Origin of the sequence: Mycobacterium sp. pV006 (assembly GCF_041287115.1) — a bacterium.
Classification (GTDB): Bacteria; Actinomycetota; Actinomycetes; order Mycobacteriales; family Mycobacteriaceae; genus Mycobacterium.
In genome coordinates, this window is record NZ_JBGGKT010000006.1 from 282874 (window position 1) to 299447 (window position 16574).

Here is a 16574-nt window from a genome sequence, read left to right on the forward strand (position 1 = left end):
CGCATTGTGCGCTCATGCGTGCCCTTCGTACACCTTCGGTTCCAGTGTTCCGATGTACGGCAGGTCGCGGTACCGCTCGGCGTAGTCGAGGCCATAGCCGACGACGAACTCGTTGGGGATGTCGAAGCCCACGTAGGTGATGTCCACGTCGGCGCGCACGGCCTCCGGTTTGCGCAGCAGCGTGCAGACCCGCAGCGAACGCGGGTTGCGGGTGGCGAGGTTGCGCAGCAGCCACGACAGCGTCAGACCGGAGTCGACGATGTCCTCGACGATCAGCACGTCGCGGTCGTTGATGTCGCGGTCGAGGTCTTTGAGGATGCGCACCACACCCGACGAGGACGTCGACGAACCGTAGGAGCTGACCGCCATGAACTCCAGCTGCGTCGGCAGCGGGATGGCGCGGGCCAGATCGGTGACGAACATGACCGCACCCTTCAGCACGGTGATCAGCAGCAGGTCCTGGGCGCCCGGCTGGGTGAGCGCGTCGCGGTATTCGTCGGCGATCTGCGCGGCGAGTTCGGCGGTCTTGGACCGGATCTGGTCCTCGGACAGCAACACCGATTTGATGTCCCCGGAATACATTTCACCGGCCTGCGCAGTCACGGCCCCCAGCGTAGCCGGGTCCGATGGCGTCACCCGCCCGGGTGTCGGTCACACGGGTTCGCGGTACAGGTGCAGTCTGGCGTCCCGGCGGCCGGCGAACAGCCGCTGCCGGGGGGCGTCGCTGGGCACCGCCACCGCGCCCTGGCCGCGCCACGCCGTGACCAGCGCGTCGACGGCCCGGATGTGCAGCTCGGTCAACCCGGAGGCGCCGTTGGCGAGCAGCCAGCCGCGCAGCACGCGGCGCCGGATCGGTCCGGGCAGGGACGCCAGGGCGGCGACGTCGGGCTGCTCGTCGAGACCTGCCCGGGCGGCGTCGGCGATCTCGTCGAGAGTGTCGCTGTCCTCGCGCAGCGCGGTGGCGGTACGAGCCAGCGCCTCGGCCACCCCGCCGGCCAGGACGTCCTCGAGCAGCGGCAGCACCTCGGTGCGTAGCCGGACCCGCGTGTAGCGGGGGTCGGCGTTGTGCGGGTCCTGCCATGCGGTCAACCCGGCCTCGGCGCACGCGGCGGCCGTCACCGCGCGACGTACCCCGAGCAGTGGGCGACCCCACGGCGGGTCGTGGGGGCGCATCCCGGCGATCGATCGGGCGCCCGAACCACGGCCCAGCCCGAGCAGCACGGTCTCGGCCTGGTCGTCGAGGGTGTGGCCCAGCAGCACGGGGCGACCGTCGCGGGCACCGGCCAAAGCGTCGTAACGCGCGATGCGGGCCGCAGCCTCCGGTCCGCCGTACGTCCCCACCTGTACCGAAAGAATCTGGGCGGCAACGCAACCCACGGACAACGCCTGATCGCGCGCGGTGGCGGCGACGGTGTCGGATCCGGGCTGCAGACCATGGTCGACGATCAGCGCCACGGTCGGGCGCAGTGCGGCCGCGGCGACGGTCAACGCCAGCGAGTCGGCACCCCCGGACAGCGCGACGCACCAGGGACCGGCATCGGCTTCGTGGTCACGCGCGAACTGCGCGACCGCGGCGCGCACCTGCGCTACAGCACCCTGTCGATCCACCGCTGCGGCACATCGATCTCGGTGGGGCGCGGCAGGGTGTCGGCCTCGGACCACACGGCGTTGAAACGTGCCATGCCGACCTTGCCGACCACCTCGTCGACGAACGCCTTGCCGCGGGTGTACTGGCTCATCTTCGCGTCGACGCCCAGCAGTGCCCGCATGATCCGTTGCAGCGGAGACTGTTTGCGTTGCCGCCGCTGGTCGAAACGCGCACGGATGGTCGCCACGGTCGGCACCACCGCGGGTCCGACGGCGTCCATCACGTGCTCGGCGTGGCCCTCCAGCAAGGTGCCGAGCACCAGTAACCGGTCCAGCGCCGCGCGCTGCGGTTCGGACTGCACGGCTCGCAACAGTCCGAGCACCCCGGCCGAATCCGGTTCGGGGGCAGCGGATCTGCGTTGACGTACATACTCGGCCAGCCGCGACACCACCTGGGTGAGATCGTCGGCCGCGTCCTCGGTCAGCACCGCCAACGAGCTCGACATATGGTCGGCCAGCCAGGGATTCGCGCGGAACTGCACCCGGTGGGTGACCTCGTGCAGACAGACCCACATCCGGAAATCCGCGGGCACCAGCCGTAGTTGGCGCTCCACGGCGATGACGTTCGGGTACACCAACAGCAACTCGCCTCCGCCGGACGCGAACGGGTCGTACTGCCCCAAGATGCCCGACGACACGAACGCCAGCACCGCGGCGGTCTGCGCGCCCGCGATGCGACCGCTGATCGCACCGGGCTTGCCGTTCTCGTCGGCGCCGCCGGTCATCACCTTCATCGACTGGGTCGCCGCACGAATCCACTGCGGTCGGTCGACGATCCGGGCATCCGGGATCTGATCGCCCTCGATCAGCCCGGTGACCTCGCGCACCGGCATCTCCGCGGCGCGCGCCGACTCTGCGAGCTGTTCGACCGCCTGACGCCGGGTGTAGTCGGTGGCCGGCGGTTGCGGGCGCGCCAACCGCGCCCCGAGCGTGGCGGCCAGTTCCCAGTCGACGGCCCGGCCGACACTGAACGACGTCTTCGCCGACCGATTCACGTGCGACACCCGCATCCGCGCAGCGTGGCTGCGAATGCGTCCAGCGCGGTGCGTCCGGTGGGTCCGGCGTCGTTGGACAGCAACGCGAACGTCAGGACCCGGTCGTCGGCGTCGGTGACGATGCCGGCCAATGTGTTCGTCCCGGTCAGCGAACCGGTCTTGGCCCGCAGGTAGCCCGCGGCGTCGGTGTCCAGGTACCGGTAGGACAGCGTGCCGCTACCCCCGGCGATGGCCAGCAGGTCGACCAGCGGCCGCAACTCGGCCTTCTCGGAGCCCGTGGCGGCGGTCATCACCTCGTCGAGGGTGGCCGCGGTCAACCGGTCGTCGACCGAGAGTCCACTGGCGTCGAACAGCCGGGCTCCGGCGGTGTCGATCCCGGCGTCGTCCAGGGTCTCCAGGACGGCCTCGGCGGCGCCGTCGAAGCTCTGCGGTTTGCCCAGCGCGGCGGCCACCTCGCGGCCGATCGACTCGGCCATCACGTTGTCGGAGAAGTTCATCATGTCGCGCAGCCGCTGCATCAGCGGCGGCGACTGCACGGCGGCAATCTCGCGACCCCGGGCGGCCGACGGCAGCACCGTGACCGTGGCGGGATCCACCCGCAGCGCGGCGGCCAGCGCGCGGCCGGCGTCCAGTGCCGGGGTCTTGGAACGTCGTGACTCGACGCTGACCGGCTGGGTGCGACCGGCGTCGAGCATCACCGACTCGATCGGCGCGATGTCGCCGCCGTCGATGTCGAGCGGATCCCAACCCACGGCCATCGCGGGCCCGCGGTAGGCACTGATGTCGACCTGCACGGTGTCGACCTCGACGCCGCTGCGGCGGATCTGATCGGCCAGGTCGACGATGCGCGCGGCGTCGCGGTACCAGGTGTCCTCGCCGTGCGGGGCGGCCGACAACGTCTGGTCACCGCCGCCCACGAGGACCACGACGCCGGGCGAGGGCGTCACCACCCGGGTGGTGAGCCGGTCCTGCCGGTCCAGTGCCAGCAGCGCGGCCGCGGCGGTCATCGTCTTGTTCGTCGACGCCGGCTGCATCGGGACGCGCGCATCCTGTTCCCACAGCACCTCGCCGCTCATCGCGTCGGACACGCGGCCGGTGAACTTCCCCAGGTCGGGATTGGCGAGCACGGGCGCCAGCGCCGCGGCCAGACCGCGTTGTGTCGGCTTGGCGGCCGAGTCGGTCACCGGGACCACGCCGGGCTGCGCGGACGCCGGCGCCGGAGCGGGCGGCGCGGCGACCTGGTTCCCAGGCTGCCGGGCCGCGACGACGGCGGCGGCGGCAACGACGGTCACCAACAGCACGGCTACCACGCCGAGGATGACGTAGGTGGATCGTCGCCACCGAGTGGGCCGCATGTAGTGCAGGGTATCGCTCGTCTACTGTTAACCCGCGCCGTCGACAGACGGCCCCTTGACATTGCAGAGCACAAACCACACCTAGGAGTTGCGGCGGTGCAGTTCGACGTCCTCATCGAGATCCAGAAGGGGTCACGCAACAAGTACGAGGTGGACCACGACACCGGCAAGGTGAAGTTGGACCGCTACCTGTTCACCTCGTTCGGCTACCCGACGGATTACGGCTACATCGAGGACACCCTCGGTGAGGACGGCGATCCGCTGGACGCGCTGGTGCTGCTGCCCGAGCCGGTGTTCCCGGGCTGCATCGTCGAGGCGCGTCCGGTCGGCATGTTCCGCATGACCGACGAGGCCGGCGGCGACGACAAGGTGCTCTGCGTGCTGGCAGACCCGCGCTGGGACCACATCCAGGACATCGGCGACGTCAACCAGCACGAACTCGACGCCATCAAGCACTTCTTCGTGCACTACAAGGACCTCGAGCCGGGCAAGTACGTCAAGGCCGCCGACTGGGTGGGCCGCGAAGAGGCCGAGGCCGAGGTCAACCGGTCGATCGAACGGTTCAAGACCTCCGGTCACTGAGCTTTCTGACCACAGACATCACAGATCGCGACTTTTTGCAGCGGAAGTGCGAGAGGGCCGCCGAAAAGCGTCGATATCTGTGACAGAAGTGACGGGCAGCGGCCCTCAAGCGACAAATTTGCGTGCCCGTAACACGGCGTAACGCCGCCGTGCTCTGCGGTTCCGATCATTACGGGGTGCTGCTGCATCAGGGGATCGGACTCGATGCGTTCAACGCCCTGCCGTTGCGCCGGGCCGTGCACTGCGTCTTCGAGTGCTGCTACAGCGTGCCGCTGGCCGCCGACCTGGCGCGGGCCCGGCCGTTCGAGAGCCACGAGGACCTGTTCCGATGCGCCGACGAACTGCTGTTCGGCCTGAGTGAGGAGTCGATCGACTCGATCCTGCAGGCCTACCCGGACGTCGGCCGGCGCCCCGGCAGCGAGAAGTCCGCGGCCGAGCAGTGTGCCATCACCCACGACTGCCTCACCGTCAAAGCCGAGCTGGCCGCCGCCTCGAAGGCCTACCTCGAACATTTCGGCTTCGGCTTCGTGATGTTCGTCAACGGTTACGGCGTCGACGGCGTGCTGGCCGCGATGCGCGACCGCCTGCACAACGACCGCGACACCGAACGCAAGGTGGTGCGCAACGAGCTCGCGCGCATCAACCGCACGCGCCTGGAACGCATGCTGGGGCCCGAGGGCGGCTACGACAACTGGTGACTCACCGAGCGGGTGAGCGCAGCGGCAACCGGTCCAGCACTTGGCGGCTCAGCGCCACGACGTCCTGCTGCGGCGTCGCCGCGATCAGCGTGACCCCGTCGGCCACCCCTGCCGAATCGATGTCGGCGATCAGTCCGACCAACCCGTCGACCGTGCCCGCGTACTGCACGGTGCCGGGCGCCGCGGCGCCGATCGCGCGGCGCGCCGCCCGGTAATCGTCGGCGACGGCCACCGCGACGTCGAGCACCGCCGCAGGGCCGCCGACCTGATCGCGGACGCGGCGGCACGCGCGCCGGGCCTGCTGCAAGTCGCTCGCGCTGACCCGGACGATCCTCTGATCGTCGCCGTCGGTCAGCTCGCTGAAACCGGTGTCGTCGAGAACGAAGAGGCGCACGCGGTCACGTTAGGCAGGCGGCCGGGCACCAGCCACGGTTGGGATCACCGCGAACCGAATCAGCGCGGCGAACCCGAATCCGGTGTCGGCTCGGGCTCCGGTTTCGGCTTGCCGCCGTTGCGCACATCGTGGACCCGGGTCTTGTAGAGGCTGGCCGCCGTGGTGATCAGCAGCGTGACGATGATGACGCCCAGCGAGGCCAGGGTCGGGATCTCCGGTACCGGGACGTGCTCGCCGCCGTTGATGAACGGCAGCTCGTTCTCGTGCAACGCGTGCAGCAGCAGCTTGATCCCGATGAAGCCCAGGATGAACGCGAGCCCCTGCGACAGGTAGACCAGCCGCTTGAGCAGGTCACCGAGCAGGAAGTACAGCTGCCGCAGACCCATCAGCGCGAACACGTTGGCGGTGAACACCAGGTACGGCTCCTGGGTCAGACCGTAGATGGCCGGGATGGAGTCCAGCGCGAACAGCAGGTCGGTGGTGCCGAGCGCCACGATCACCAGGAACATCGGCGTCATCACCCGCGAGCCGTTCTCCCTCACCCACAGCTTCAGCCCGTCCCAGGTGTCGGTGAACTTCAGCCGCTTCCGCGCGAACCGCACCACCGCGTTCTCGGCGTCGTCGTCGTGGTCGGTGTCGCGGACCAGCTGGATCGCGGTGTAGATCAGGAACGCGCCGAACAGGTAGAACACCCACGAGAACTGGTTGATGGCCACCGCACCCAGCGCGATGAAGATGCCGCGGAAGATCAACGCCAGGATGATGCCGACCAGCAGCGCCTGCTGCTGGTAGATCCGCGGCACCTTGAAGCTGGCCATGATGATCAAGAAGATGAACAGGTTGTCCACCGACAGGCTGTACTCGGTCAGCCAGCCGGCGAAGAACTCCAGCCCGTACTGGCTGCCGTGGAAGAACCAGGTCCACAGACCGAACGCGATGGCCAGCCCCACATAGAAGCTCAGCGCGACCGTGGTCTCACGCCGCGACGGTTCGTGCGGCCGCCGGCCGATCACGATCACATCGAAGAGCAGGATCGCGATCGTCACTGTGAGCGTGATCGCCCACTCGAGCCCGCTGACGTTCAAATTCAACCTCCGGTCGCCGTCTCAACGCCGGAGGTCTCTTCCACCGCCCGAGTCGGGCGGCCCGCGATACCGGTCGTCCGACGACGGACGACGTGATGACGACACCGCGGCGAAGGAATACTCCCCTCCAATCGGGACATTCTGCCAGGACTGCCCGACACGCTCACTTCGGACCGCCCGGGCACAACAACCCGCCGGAGACGCCTAGGGTCTGTACCCGTGACAGCAGCGGATTTCACGCCGCAGATTCCGGCGCAGTTCCTCCTGTCTGGGCAGGCGCCCCCGTCGCGCACCCTCATCGACATCCTGTACGACACCGCGCGCCGTTTCCCCGAGGCGCCGGCCCTCGACGACGGCGAGGTGCAGTTGACCTACGCCGAGATGCTGGCCGACATCGAGGAGAGTGTGGCCTGGCTGGCCGCCCGCGGAATCGGGCGCGGCGACCGGATCGGGATCCGCATGCCGTCGGGCAGCTACGCGCTCTACGTCGCGATCCTGGCCACGATGGCCGCCGGCGCCGCCTACGTCCCGGTCGACGCCGACGACCCGCCGGAGCGCGCCGAGCTGGTGTTCACCGAGGCCGACGTCGTCGCCGTGATCACCGAGCGCGGCTTGATCCGCGGGCCCGGCGCCTCGCGGGGGTGGCGCGCTGCGTCCCCGCTGAGCCGCGACGACGCGTGGATCATCTTCACCTCCGGGTCCACGGGCACCCCGAAGGGTGTCGCGGTGACCCACCGCAGCGCCGCGGCGTTCGTCGACGCCGAAGCCACCCTGTTCTGCCGGGACGCGCCGCTGGGTCCCGGCGACCGGGTGCTGGCCGGCCTGTCGGTCGGGTTCGACGCGTCGTGTGAGGAGATGTGGCTGGCCTGGCGGCACGGCGCCTGCCTGGTGCCCGCGCCGCGGTCGCTGGTGCGCAGCGGCATGGATCTGGGGCCGTGGCTGGTGGCCCGGGACATCACCGTGGTGTCGACGGTGCCGACGCTGGCCGCGCTGTGGCCGCCGGAGGCGCTGGAATCGGTGCGGCTGCTGATCTTCGGCGGCGAGGCGTGCCCGCCGGAGCTGGCCGAGCGGCTGGCCGGCGGCACGGACGGCGCCGGCCGCGAGGTGTGGAACACCTACGGGCCGACCGAGGCCACGGTGGTGTCGTGCGCGGCCCGCCTGACGGGTGACGGTGCGGTCAGCATCGGGTTGCCGCTGCCGGGCTGGGATCTCGCGGTCGTCGACGCCACCGGTGAACCGGTCGGCATCGGGGAATCCGGCGAACTGGTCATCGGTGGGGTCGGTCTGGCCCGCTACCTCGACCCCGACAAGGACGCCGAGAAGTTCGCCCCGATGCCGTCGCTCGCGTGGAGCCGCGCCTACCGCAGCGGCGACCTGGTGCGTCTCGAGGACGACGGACTGTACTTCCTCGGCCGCGCCGACGACCAGGTCAAGGTCGGTGGCCGACGCATCGAGCTCGGCGAGGTGGACACCGCGCTGCTCAACCTGCCCGGTGTCTCCGGCGGCGCGGCGGCGGTGCGCCGCACCCGTGGCGGCACACCGGTCCTGGTCGGCTATGTCGTGGCTGCCGATCCGGCCGACTTCGACGTCGCCGCGGCGCGCGCGGCGCTGGCCGACCGCCTGCCCGCCGCGTTGGTGCCGCGCCTGGTCCTCGTCGACGAACTCCCCACCCGCACGTCGGGCAAGGTCGACCGCGACGCGCTGCCCTGGCCGGTCGGCGACGACCGCGACCCCGACTCCGCCGATCTGGCCGGGACCGCGGGCTGGCTGGCCGGTCTGTGGCGTGACGTGCTCGGAGCGCCGGTGGACGGGCCCCAGGCCGATTTCTTCGCCCTCGGCGGCGGATCCCTGGCCGCGGCGCAGCTGACCGCCGCACTGCGGGGGCGCTATCCGCACGTGACCGTCGCCGACCTCTACGACCACCCGCGGCTGGGCTCGCTGGCGGCCTACCTCGACGAGATGGCCCCGGCGCCGGAGGTGACGCCGCGGACGGTGGCCCCGGTGCCCCGCTGGTCGCAGGCGGTGCAGGTGCTCGCGTCGCTGCCGTTGGCCGTGCTCTCGGGCGCGCAGTGGGTGGTCTGGCTGCTGTTGGCCAACAACGTCGCCGCCGCACTGGATCTGGTGGGCTGGGCTCGCCCGGTCAGCTGGTGGTGGGTGCTGGCCGGCTTCCTGGTGTTCGTCACACCGCTGGGCCGCATGGGTATCGCGGCGTTCGGCGCGCGGATCCTGGTGGGCAGCCTGGCCCCGGGCACCTACCGGCGCGGCGGTTGGGAGCATCTTCGGGTGTGGCTGGCCGAACGGCTGGCCGCGGCCAGTGGCGCGGAGAACCTGGCCGGCGCCCCGTGGTTGGTGTATTACGCTCGCGCGCTGGGCAATTCGGTCGGCCAAGGGGTGGACCTGCATTCCGCCCCACCGGTCACCGGGATGTTGACGCTCGGACACCGCTGCTCGATCGAACCCGAGGTCGACCTGTCGGGGTACTGGATCGACGGCGACTCGTTCCACGTCGGGCCGATCACCGTGGGCAACGACGCCGCCGTCGGTGCGCGCACCACGTTGCTGCCGGGTGCGGTCGTCGGCAAGAACGCCGCGGTGGCGCCCGGATCGGCGGTGGTCGGCAAGGTCAAGAACGCCCAGTACTGGAAAGGGTCGCCGGCGGTGAAGTCCGGCAAGGCCCGGCACCCGTGGCCGGACCATCGTCCACCGCGGGCCGCGCAGTGGGCGCTGGTCTACGGCGTGACGTCGATGCTGCTGGCCGCGCTGCCGTTGATTGCGCTGGCGTCGGGTCTGGCAGTGCTCGGGTGGGCGGTGCGCGGCACCGAGACGCTGACCGCCGCGGTGACACCGGCGCTGCTGTGGCTGGCGCCGGCGACGCTGGCCACGCTGGTCGTCTACGCAACGCTGACCGTGCTCGGGGTGCGGGCGCTCGCGGTCGGTCTGACCGAGGGCTATCACCCCGTGCGCAGCCGCTGCGGCTGGCAACTGTGGGCCACCGAACGCCTGATGGACGCGGCCCGCAACTACCTGTTCCCGATCTATGCGAGCCTGCTGACCCCGGTGTGGCTGCGCGTGCTCGGCGCGAAAGTCGGTCGCGGCACCGAGATCTCGACCGTGCTGTTGATCCCGAAGTTCACCGTCGTCGAGGACGGTGCGTTCCTGGCCGACGACACCATGGTGGCGTCCTACGAACTCGGCGGCGGCTGGATGCACGTGGCACGGGCCACGGTCGGCAAGCGCGCCTTCCTGGGCAACTCGGGGATCACCCAGCCCGGCCGGCGGGTGCCCGACGACGGTCTGGTCGCGGTGCTCTCGGCGACGCCCACCAAGGCCAAGACCGGTTCGTCCTGGCTGGGCAGCCCGCCGGTGCGGTTGCGGCGCAGGCCCACCGCGGCCGACGCGCTGCGCACCTTCTCCCCGCCGACCCGGTTGAAGACTCTGCGCGCGACGGTCGAGACCTGCCGGGTGGTGCCGGTGATCGTGACGTTCGCCCTCGGAGTGGCGGTGCTCGGCACGCTCCAGGCCATTGCCGGGCACCTCGGCTGGTGGTGGACCGTCGCGGCCACCGGTGTGGTGCTGCCGGCCGCCGGCGCGGTGGCCGGCGCGGTGGCGGTGGTCGCCAAATGGCTTGTGGTGGGGCCGATCCGGGCCGGTGAACATCCGCTGTGGTCGTCGTTCGTGTGGCGCAACGAGGTCGCCGACACGTTCGTCGAGACCGTCGCGGCCCCGTGGTTCGCGCGGGCGGCGGCCGGAACCCCGGTGATGAACATCTGGCTGCGCGCCCTCGGGGCGAGAATCGGCCGGGGAGTCTGGTGTGAGACCTACTGGCTGCCCGAGGCCGATCTGGTCACCCTGGGCGACGGATCCACGGTGAACCGCGGCTGCGTCGTGCAGACCCACCTGTTCCACGACAGGATCATGCGGATGGACACCGTCACCGTCGAGGACGGCGCCACCCTCGGCCCGCACTGCATCGCGCTGCCGGCCGCCCGCATCGGCGCGGGCGCCACGGTGGGCCCGGCCTCGTTGGTGATGCGTGGCGACGAGGTCCCGACATCGACCCGCTGGCAGGGCAACCCGATCGCACCGTGGACCCCGCGCCGCAAGAAGGACACCGGCAACGGCGGCAAATCCAAGAAACGTTCGGGGGCGTGAAGGTGCGCCGGGGCGCCAAGAGTTCGGCGCCGGTCATCGACCCCTATCTGCCCGGCGTCGGCAATTTCGGGTACCGGGTGTCGCGCTATGACCTCGACCTCGACTACAAGGTGGCCAGCAACCGGCTCGGCGCCACCGCGACGATCACGGCGATCACCCTCGCCGAGCTGAAGTCGTTCACCCTCGATCTGTCGGGGGTGCTGACCGTGTCGAAGGTGACGGTCAACGGCGCCAAACCCGCGCAGTTCCGCACCGCGGCGAACAAGCTGCACATCACGCTGGCCGCCGAACTGCCCGCCGGTGCGGCGATGACCGTCGTGGTGCGTTACGGCGGCAACCCGCGTCCCGTCCGAACCATGTGGGGCGCTGTGGGATTCGAGGAACTGACCGAAGGGGCGTTGGTCGCCGGGCAACCGAACGGGGCGTCGTCGTGGTTTCCGTGCGACGACCACCCAGCCGCGAAGGCCAGCGTCGGGATCCGCATCGCTACCGAGAGCCCGTACTTCGCGCTGGCCAACGGCATGTTGGTCAGCCGACGGGCCCGGGCCGGGATGACGACGTGGGTCTACGAACAGTCCGAACCGACCTCGACGTATCTGGTCACGCTGCAGATCGGGCCCTACCGCCGCCACCGGATGACCAAGAACGGTGTGGAGATGGCCGCGGTGCTGCCCGAGCGACTGCGCGCGGCGTTCGATCACGATTTCGCCCAACAACCGAAGATGATGAAGTTGTTCGTCGAGTTGTTCGGCCCGTATCCGCTGTCGAGCGGCTACACCGTGGTGGTCACCGACGACGAACTCGAGATTCCCCTTGAAGCGCAGGGAATTTCGATCTTCGGCGCCAACCATTGCGACGGGAAGGGCTCGGCGCAGCGGCTGATCGCCCACGAATTGGCCCACCAGTGGTTCGGCAACTCGGTCACCGCGCAGCGTTGGCGCCACATCTGGTTGCACGAGGGCTTCGCGTGTTACGCGGAGTGGTTGTGGTCGCAGCACAGCGGGGCCCGCAGCGCCGACGAACTCGCCCGTCACTACTACGACAAGCTGGCCGCCTCGCCGCAAGACCTGGTGCTGGCCGACCCGGGCCCGAAAGACATGTTCGACGACCGCGTCTACAAGCGCGGCGCATTGACGTTGCACGCACTGCGTAAACACCTCGGAGACACAAATTTCTTTGCGCTGCTGCGTGATTGGACCACCCGCTACCGGCATTCCACCGCCGTCACCGACGACTTCACCGGGCTGGCCGCGCAGTACTCGGACTCGTCGCTGCGGGCGCTGTGGCAGGCCTGGCTGTACTCCGAACAGTTGCCGCCACTGGACGAGTGGGCGTGACCGACGCCACCGCCGGGCCCACCGGCGCGGTCACCCGCGGCAGCGTGGTCCGCGTCGGGGCCGCCACGGCGTTGTCGGCGCTGTGCGGGTATGCGGTGCTGTATCTGGCCGCGCGCGATCTCGAGCCGGCCGGGTTCTCGGTGTTCGGGGTGTTCTGGGGCGCGTTCGGGCTGGTCAGCGGCGCCGCCTTCGGGCTGCTGCAGGAGACCACCCGGGAGGTGCGTTCGGCGCCCTACGCGCCGGCCGCCGCAGAACGCACCCGCCCCATCGGGGTGGCCGCCGGGGTCGCTGTGGCAGCGGCCGTCGCGGTCGCTGCGACGGCCCCGTTGTGGGCCGGGCGGGTGTTCGTCTCAGAGCAGGGGCTCAGCATCGCGCTGCTGTGCTTCGGTCTGGCGGGTTTCTGCCTGCACACCACGGTGCTGGGGTTGCTGGCCGGGCTGGACCGGTGGTCGCACTACGGCGCGCTGATGGTCGCCGACGCCGGCCTGCGGGTGGTGGTGGCCGCGGCGGGCTTCGCGATGGGCTGGGGCCTGGGCGGTTACCTGTGGGCGAGCGTGGCCGGTGCGTGGGCCTGGCTGCTGATGCTCGCGGTGTCGCCGACCGCGCGGGCGGCCGCCGTCCTGCGCACCCCCGGCGGGACCCGCGCATTCTTGCGCGGCACCGGACACTCGATCGCGGCGTCGGGGGCGTCGGCGGTACTGGTGATGGGCTTCCCGGTGCTGTTGCAGGCGACCTCCGAGGAGTTGGGCGCCGCGGGCGGCGTGGTGATCCTGGCGGTGACCCTGACCCGCGCGCCGCTGCTGGTGCCGTTGACCGCCATGCAGGGCAACCTGATCGCGCATTTCGTGGACCGGCGCGCGCACCGGTTGCGGGCCCTGGTCGCCCCGGCCGCGCTGGTCGTCGTGGTGGGCTCGACGGGCGTGGTGCTGGCCGGGACGTTCGGGCCGTGGCTGCTGCGCACGGCGTTCGGCGCGCAGTATCAGGCCGACGGTGCGCTGCTGGCGTGGCTGACCGCCGCGGCGGTGGCCATCGCGCTGCTCACGGTCACCGGCGCGGCCACCGTGGCAGCGGCGCTGCACCGTGCCTACGCGGCCGGCTGGGTGATCGCGACAGTGGTCGCTGCGCTGCTCCTGCTGCTGCCGACGGGTCTGGAGGTCCGCACGGTCGTGGCGCTCCTGTGCGGTCCGCTGCTGGGCATCGTCGTGCATCTGGGGGCACTCGTTACGGTGACATACCGACGCTCTGCGAACCCCACGCCCTGACGACCTCGACGACGAAGGAGACACCGTGACCTGGTTGGTGACCGGCGGTGCCGGATACATCGGCGCGCATGTGGTGCGGGCGCTGCGGGGCGCGGGGCTGCCCACTGTGGTGATCGACGACCTGTCGACCGGCCTGGTGCGGTTCCTCCCCGACGGCGTGCCGTTCGTGCAGGCCAACCTCCTCGACGGTGAGGTCGTGCGCGCCACCCTGGACACCTACGACGTCACCGGGGTCATTCACATCGCCGGCTACAAGTACGCCGGCGAATCCGTGCAGCGGCCGTTGCACACCTACGAGCAGAACGTCTCGGCGATGGTCACGCTGCTCAACGCCACCACGGCGGCCGGCATCGACCGGTTCGTGTTCTCCTCGAGCGCGGCCACTTACGGCACCCCCGCCACCGAGGACGTCGACGAACGTACCGCCACCCGCCCGGAGTCGCCGTACGGGGAGAGCAAGCTGATCGGCGAATGGCTGCTGCGCGACGTCGGCGCCGCCACCGGGCTGCGGCACACCAGCCTGCGGTACTTCAACGTCGTCGGGTCCGGGTCCGACGACGTGTTCGACGTCAGCCCCTTCAACCTGTTTCCGCTGGTGTTCGACATGCTCCTGCGGGGGCAGAACCCTCGCATCAACGGCGACGACTATCCGACCCCGGACGGCACCTGCGTGCGTGACTACGTCCACGTCTCCGACATCGCCGCCGCGCACGTCGCCGCGGCCCGCCGACTCGACGAAGGCCGGCCCATCGAACCCCTCTACAACCTGGGCAGCGGGTCGGGCACCTCGGTGCGCGAGATCATGACCACCATGCGGGACGTCACCGGCGTCGATTTCGAACCGGAGGTGGCGCCGCGCCGTCCCGGCGACCCGGCCCGCATCGTCGCCAACGGCGACCTCGCCGCCCGTGACCTGGACTGGCAGATGCGTCACTCGCTGACCGACATGGTCGCCTCGGCGTGGTCGGCACGGCAGGCCGCTGGGGCGTCGTATCCGACCGCGAGGACGGCCCCCTGACGGGCGCGCGTAACTGGGTCGCCCGCACCGCATTCGCGCTCATCGCGCTGCACCTGGTGGTCCGGGCGGTGCTGGCGTTCGGCGGCTACTTCTACTGGGACGACCTGATCCTGGTCGGGCGCGCCGGCACGCAGCCGCTGCTGTCGCCGGGTTTCCTGTTCGACGACCACGACGGGCACGTGATGCCCGGCGCGTTCCTGGTCGCCGGGGCCATCACCCACCTTGCGCCGCTGGACTGGGTGGGGCCTGCGACAAGCCTGGTGGTTCTCGCGTTGCTCGCCGCGCTCGCGCTGCTGCGGGCGTTGTGGGTGATCCTGGGTTGGCGGCCGGTGCTGTTGCTGCCCTTGACTTTTGCGTTGTTCACCCCGTTGGCGGTGCCGTCGTTCGCGTGGTGGGCCGCCGCGCTGAACGCACTGCCGATGGTCGCGGCGCTGGCGTGGGTGTGCGCCGACGCAATCCTGCTGGTGCGCACCCGGCAGGCGCGCTACGCGGTGTCGGGTGGGCTGGTGTATCTAGGTGCGTTGCTGTTCTTCGAGAAGTCGGGGATCATCCCGTTCGCGGCGTTCACCGTGGCTGCGCTGTACTTCCATGTCACCGGCACCGCGACGGTACGTGAGGTGTGGCGGCGCGGCGTGCGCCTGTGGGCGGCGTGTGCCGCGCTCACCCTGGCGTGGATCGGCGTCTATCTCCTGGTGGTCGACCAGCAGCGGTGGAGTTTCGATCTGGCGATGACGTGGGATCTGTTGGCGCGCTCGGTGACCCACGGCATCGTGCCCGGGCTGGTCGGCGGCCCCTGGGACTGGCAGCGGTGGGCGCCGGCGTCACCGTGGGGCACTCCCGGGGTGCCGGTGATGGCACTCGGCTGGGCCGTCCTCGGTGCGGTGCTCGTGCTGGCGCTGGTACGCAAGCAGCGCATCGCACCGGTGTTGCTGGCAGCCGTCGGGTATGTGGTGGCCTGCCAGGTCCCGATCTATCTGATGCGGTCGTCGCGGTTCACCGCGCTGGAGCTGGCGCAGACGCTGCGCTACCTACCCGACCTGGTGGTGATGCTCGCGTTGTTGGGTGCCGTCGCGCTGTGCGCACCCAACCGGCCGGGCACCGAGCGGCTGGACTGCTCGACGCGCCGGACGGTGCTCGTGGTCTGCGTCGCAACGGCATTCGTGGCCAGCAGCCTCTACTCGACGGCGACGTTCCTGACCAGCTGGCGCGACAACCCGACCCGGACCTACCTGCAGAACGCGCAGGCCGGACTGGCCGACGCGCACCGATCCTCCGACGCGCCGATGCTCGACCAGGAAGTCGATCCGCTGGTACTGCAGCGGGTGGCCTGGCCGGAGAACCTGGCCTCGCACATGTTCGCGCTGGTGCGTGAACGTCCGGAGTTCACCTCGGCGACAACGGATCTACGCATGTTCGATTCGCAGGGCCGCGTCGTGGACGCGCTGGTGACGTGGGTGCGGGCCATCCGGCCCGGCCCCGACCCGCGGTGTGGGTATCTGGTGCAACCCGACTTCCCGGCCGTCCTGCCGTTGGACGGTCCCCTGCTGCCTGCGGACTGGACGGTCGAGATCAACTATCTGGCCAACAGTGACGGCTCGATGATGCTGGCACTGAACGAGGGCGACGAGGTGAAGGTGCCGGTGCGGCCGGGACTCAACCGCGTGTACGTGCGGGTGCCCGGCGCCGGGGATGCCATCACGGTGCGGGCCTCCACCGCCGCGCTGTCGGTGTGTGTCGCCGCCGGGCCGGTGGGGTTCCTCGCCCCGCGCTGATCACGTGCGACGCTGGACCGAGGACCGACACACGTGAAGAGGGATACCGCATCTTCCGGGAGCTGCTGCCCGGCGTGCTGCCCGACGACGACCCGGTGCGCAGCGGCGGCTTCGGCGACGAACTGCTCGAGCTCGGTATCGACAACGTGTTCGCGCGGCTGTGGGGGCGCGACGGACTGAGCCGGCGCGACCGCAGCCGAGGAATTGTCAATACCTGTGGATCGGCGTGTTTCAGGCGACCTCCGTTCCGGCTTGCTGATCGCCGTCTGAGGGCGGT

Annotated in this window: 13 protein-coding genes and 1 pseudogene; 8 read left to right on the forward strand and 6 right to left on the reverse strand. The window is 70.4% G+C overall.

From position 1 onward, the window contains the following. Positions 1-12: 12 nt before the first annotated feature. The 4 genes from hpt to dacB form a co-directional block, all read right to left on the reverse strand. The gene (hpt, locus tag ACAG25_RS12380) at positions 13-582 is read right to left on the reverse strand and encodes a hypoxanthine phosphoribosyltransferase (protein ID WP_370488760.1); all 570 of its coding nucleotides are present in this window, start codon (positions 580-582) and stop codon (positions 13-15) included. Between the two features lie 69 nt (positions 583-651). Then, complete coding sequence (gene tilS, locus ACAG25_RS12385; protein WP_370488732.1) at positions 652-1608, reverse strand: tRNA lysidine(34) synthetase TilS; 957 nt, start codon at positions 1606-1608, stop codon at positions 652-654. After that, on the reverse strand, positions 1587-2657 hold the full coding sequence (locus tag ACAG25_RS12390; RefSeq protein ID WP_370488733.1) for a zinc-dependent metalloprotease: 1071 nt from the start codon (positions 2655-2657) through the stop codon (positions 1587-1589). The genes tilS and ACAG25_RS12390 overlap by 22 nt, the downstream gene beginning before the upstream one ends. Beyond that, the gene (gene dacB, locus ACAG25_RS12395; RefSeq protein ID WP_370488734.1) at positions 2639-3997 is read right to left on the reverse strand and encodes a D-alanyl-D-alanine carboxypeptidase/D-alanyl-D-alanine-endopeptidase; all 1359 of its coding nucleotides are present in this window, start codon (positions 3995-3997) and stop codon (positions 2639-2641) included. The genes ACAG25_RS12390 and dacB overlap by 19 nt, the downstream gene beginning before the upstream one ends. A gap of 96 nt (positions 3998-4093) precedes the next feature. Here dacB and ACAG25_RS12400 point away from each other — a divergent pair, with 96 nt between their 5' ends. After that, a complete protein-coding gene (locus ACAG25_RS12400) occupies positions 4094-4579 on the forward strand; it encodes an inorganic diphosphatase (protein ID WP_370488735.1) in 486 nt (161 codons plus the stop codon). A 176-nt stretch (positions 4580-4755) separates the two neighbouring features. After that, positions 4756-5277, forward strand: a complete 522-nt coding sequence (locus tag ACAG25_RS12405; protein WP_370488736.1) for a 2-oxo-4-hydroxy-4-carboxy-5-ureidoimidazoline decarboxylase — start codon at positions 4756-4758, stop codon at positions 5275-5277. A 1-nt stretch (position 5278) separates the two neighbouring features. On the opposite strand, the gene ACAG25_RS12410 is transcribed toward ACAG25_RS12405, so the two are convergent. Further along, a complete protein-coding gene (locus ACAG25_RS12410; RefSeq protein WP_370488737.1) occupies positions 5279-5671 on the reverse strand; it encodes a hypothetical protein in 393 nt (130 codons plus the stop codon). 59 nt (positions 5672-5730) lie between these two features. Next, entirely contained in the window at positions 5731-6756 is a 1026-nt protein-coding gene (locus ACAG25_RS12415; protein ID WP_370488738.1) for a TerC family protein, read from the reverse strand. Between the two features lie 219 nt (positions 6757-6975). Here ACAG25_RS12415 and ACAG25_RS12420 point away from each other — a divergent pair, with 219 nt between their 5' ends. The 6 genes and pseudogenes from ACAG25_RS12420 to ACAG25_RS12445 form a co-directional block, all read left to right on the forward strand. Next, on the forward strand, positions 6976-10908 hold the full coding sequence (locus ACAG25_RS12420) for a Pls/PosA family non-ribosomal peptide synthetase (RefSeq protein ID WP_370488739.1): 3933 nt from the start codon (positions 6976-6978) through the stop codon (positions 10906-10908). Further along, positions 10905-12245 (forward strand): M1 family metallopeptidase, encoded by a 1341-nt coding sequence (locus ACAG25_RS12425; protein WP_370488740.1) that lies wholly within the window; start codon positions 10905-10907, stop codon positions 12243-12245. The genes ACAG25_RS12420 and ACAG25_RS12425 overlap by 4 nt, the downstream gene beginning before the upstream one ends. Next, a complete protein-coding gene (locus tag ACAG25_RS12430; protein ID WP_370488741.1) occupies positions 12236-13507 on the forward strand; it encodes a hypothetical protein in 1272 nt (423 codons plus the stop codon). Before ACAG25_RS12425 ends, ACAG25_RS12430 begins: the two co-directional genes overlap by 10 nt. A 25-nt stretch (positions 13508-13532) precedes the next feature. Continuing rightward, entirely contained in the window at positions 13533-14525 is a 993-nt protein-coding gene (galE, locus tag ACAG25_RS12435; RefSeq protein WP_370488742.1) for a UDP-glucose 4-epimerase GalE, read from the forward strand. Then, entirely contained in the window at positions 14522-16297 is a 1776-nt protein-coding gene (locus ACAG25_RS12440; protein ID WP_370488761.1) for a hypothetical protein, read from the forward strand. The genes galE and ACAG25_RS12440 overlap by 4 nt, the downstream gene beginning before the upstream one ends. 74 nt (positions 16298-16371) lie before the next feature. Then, positions 16372-16574 (forward strand): annotated as a pseudogene (locus tag ACAG25_RS12445) (hypothetical protein); the annotation flags it as partial.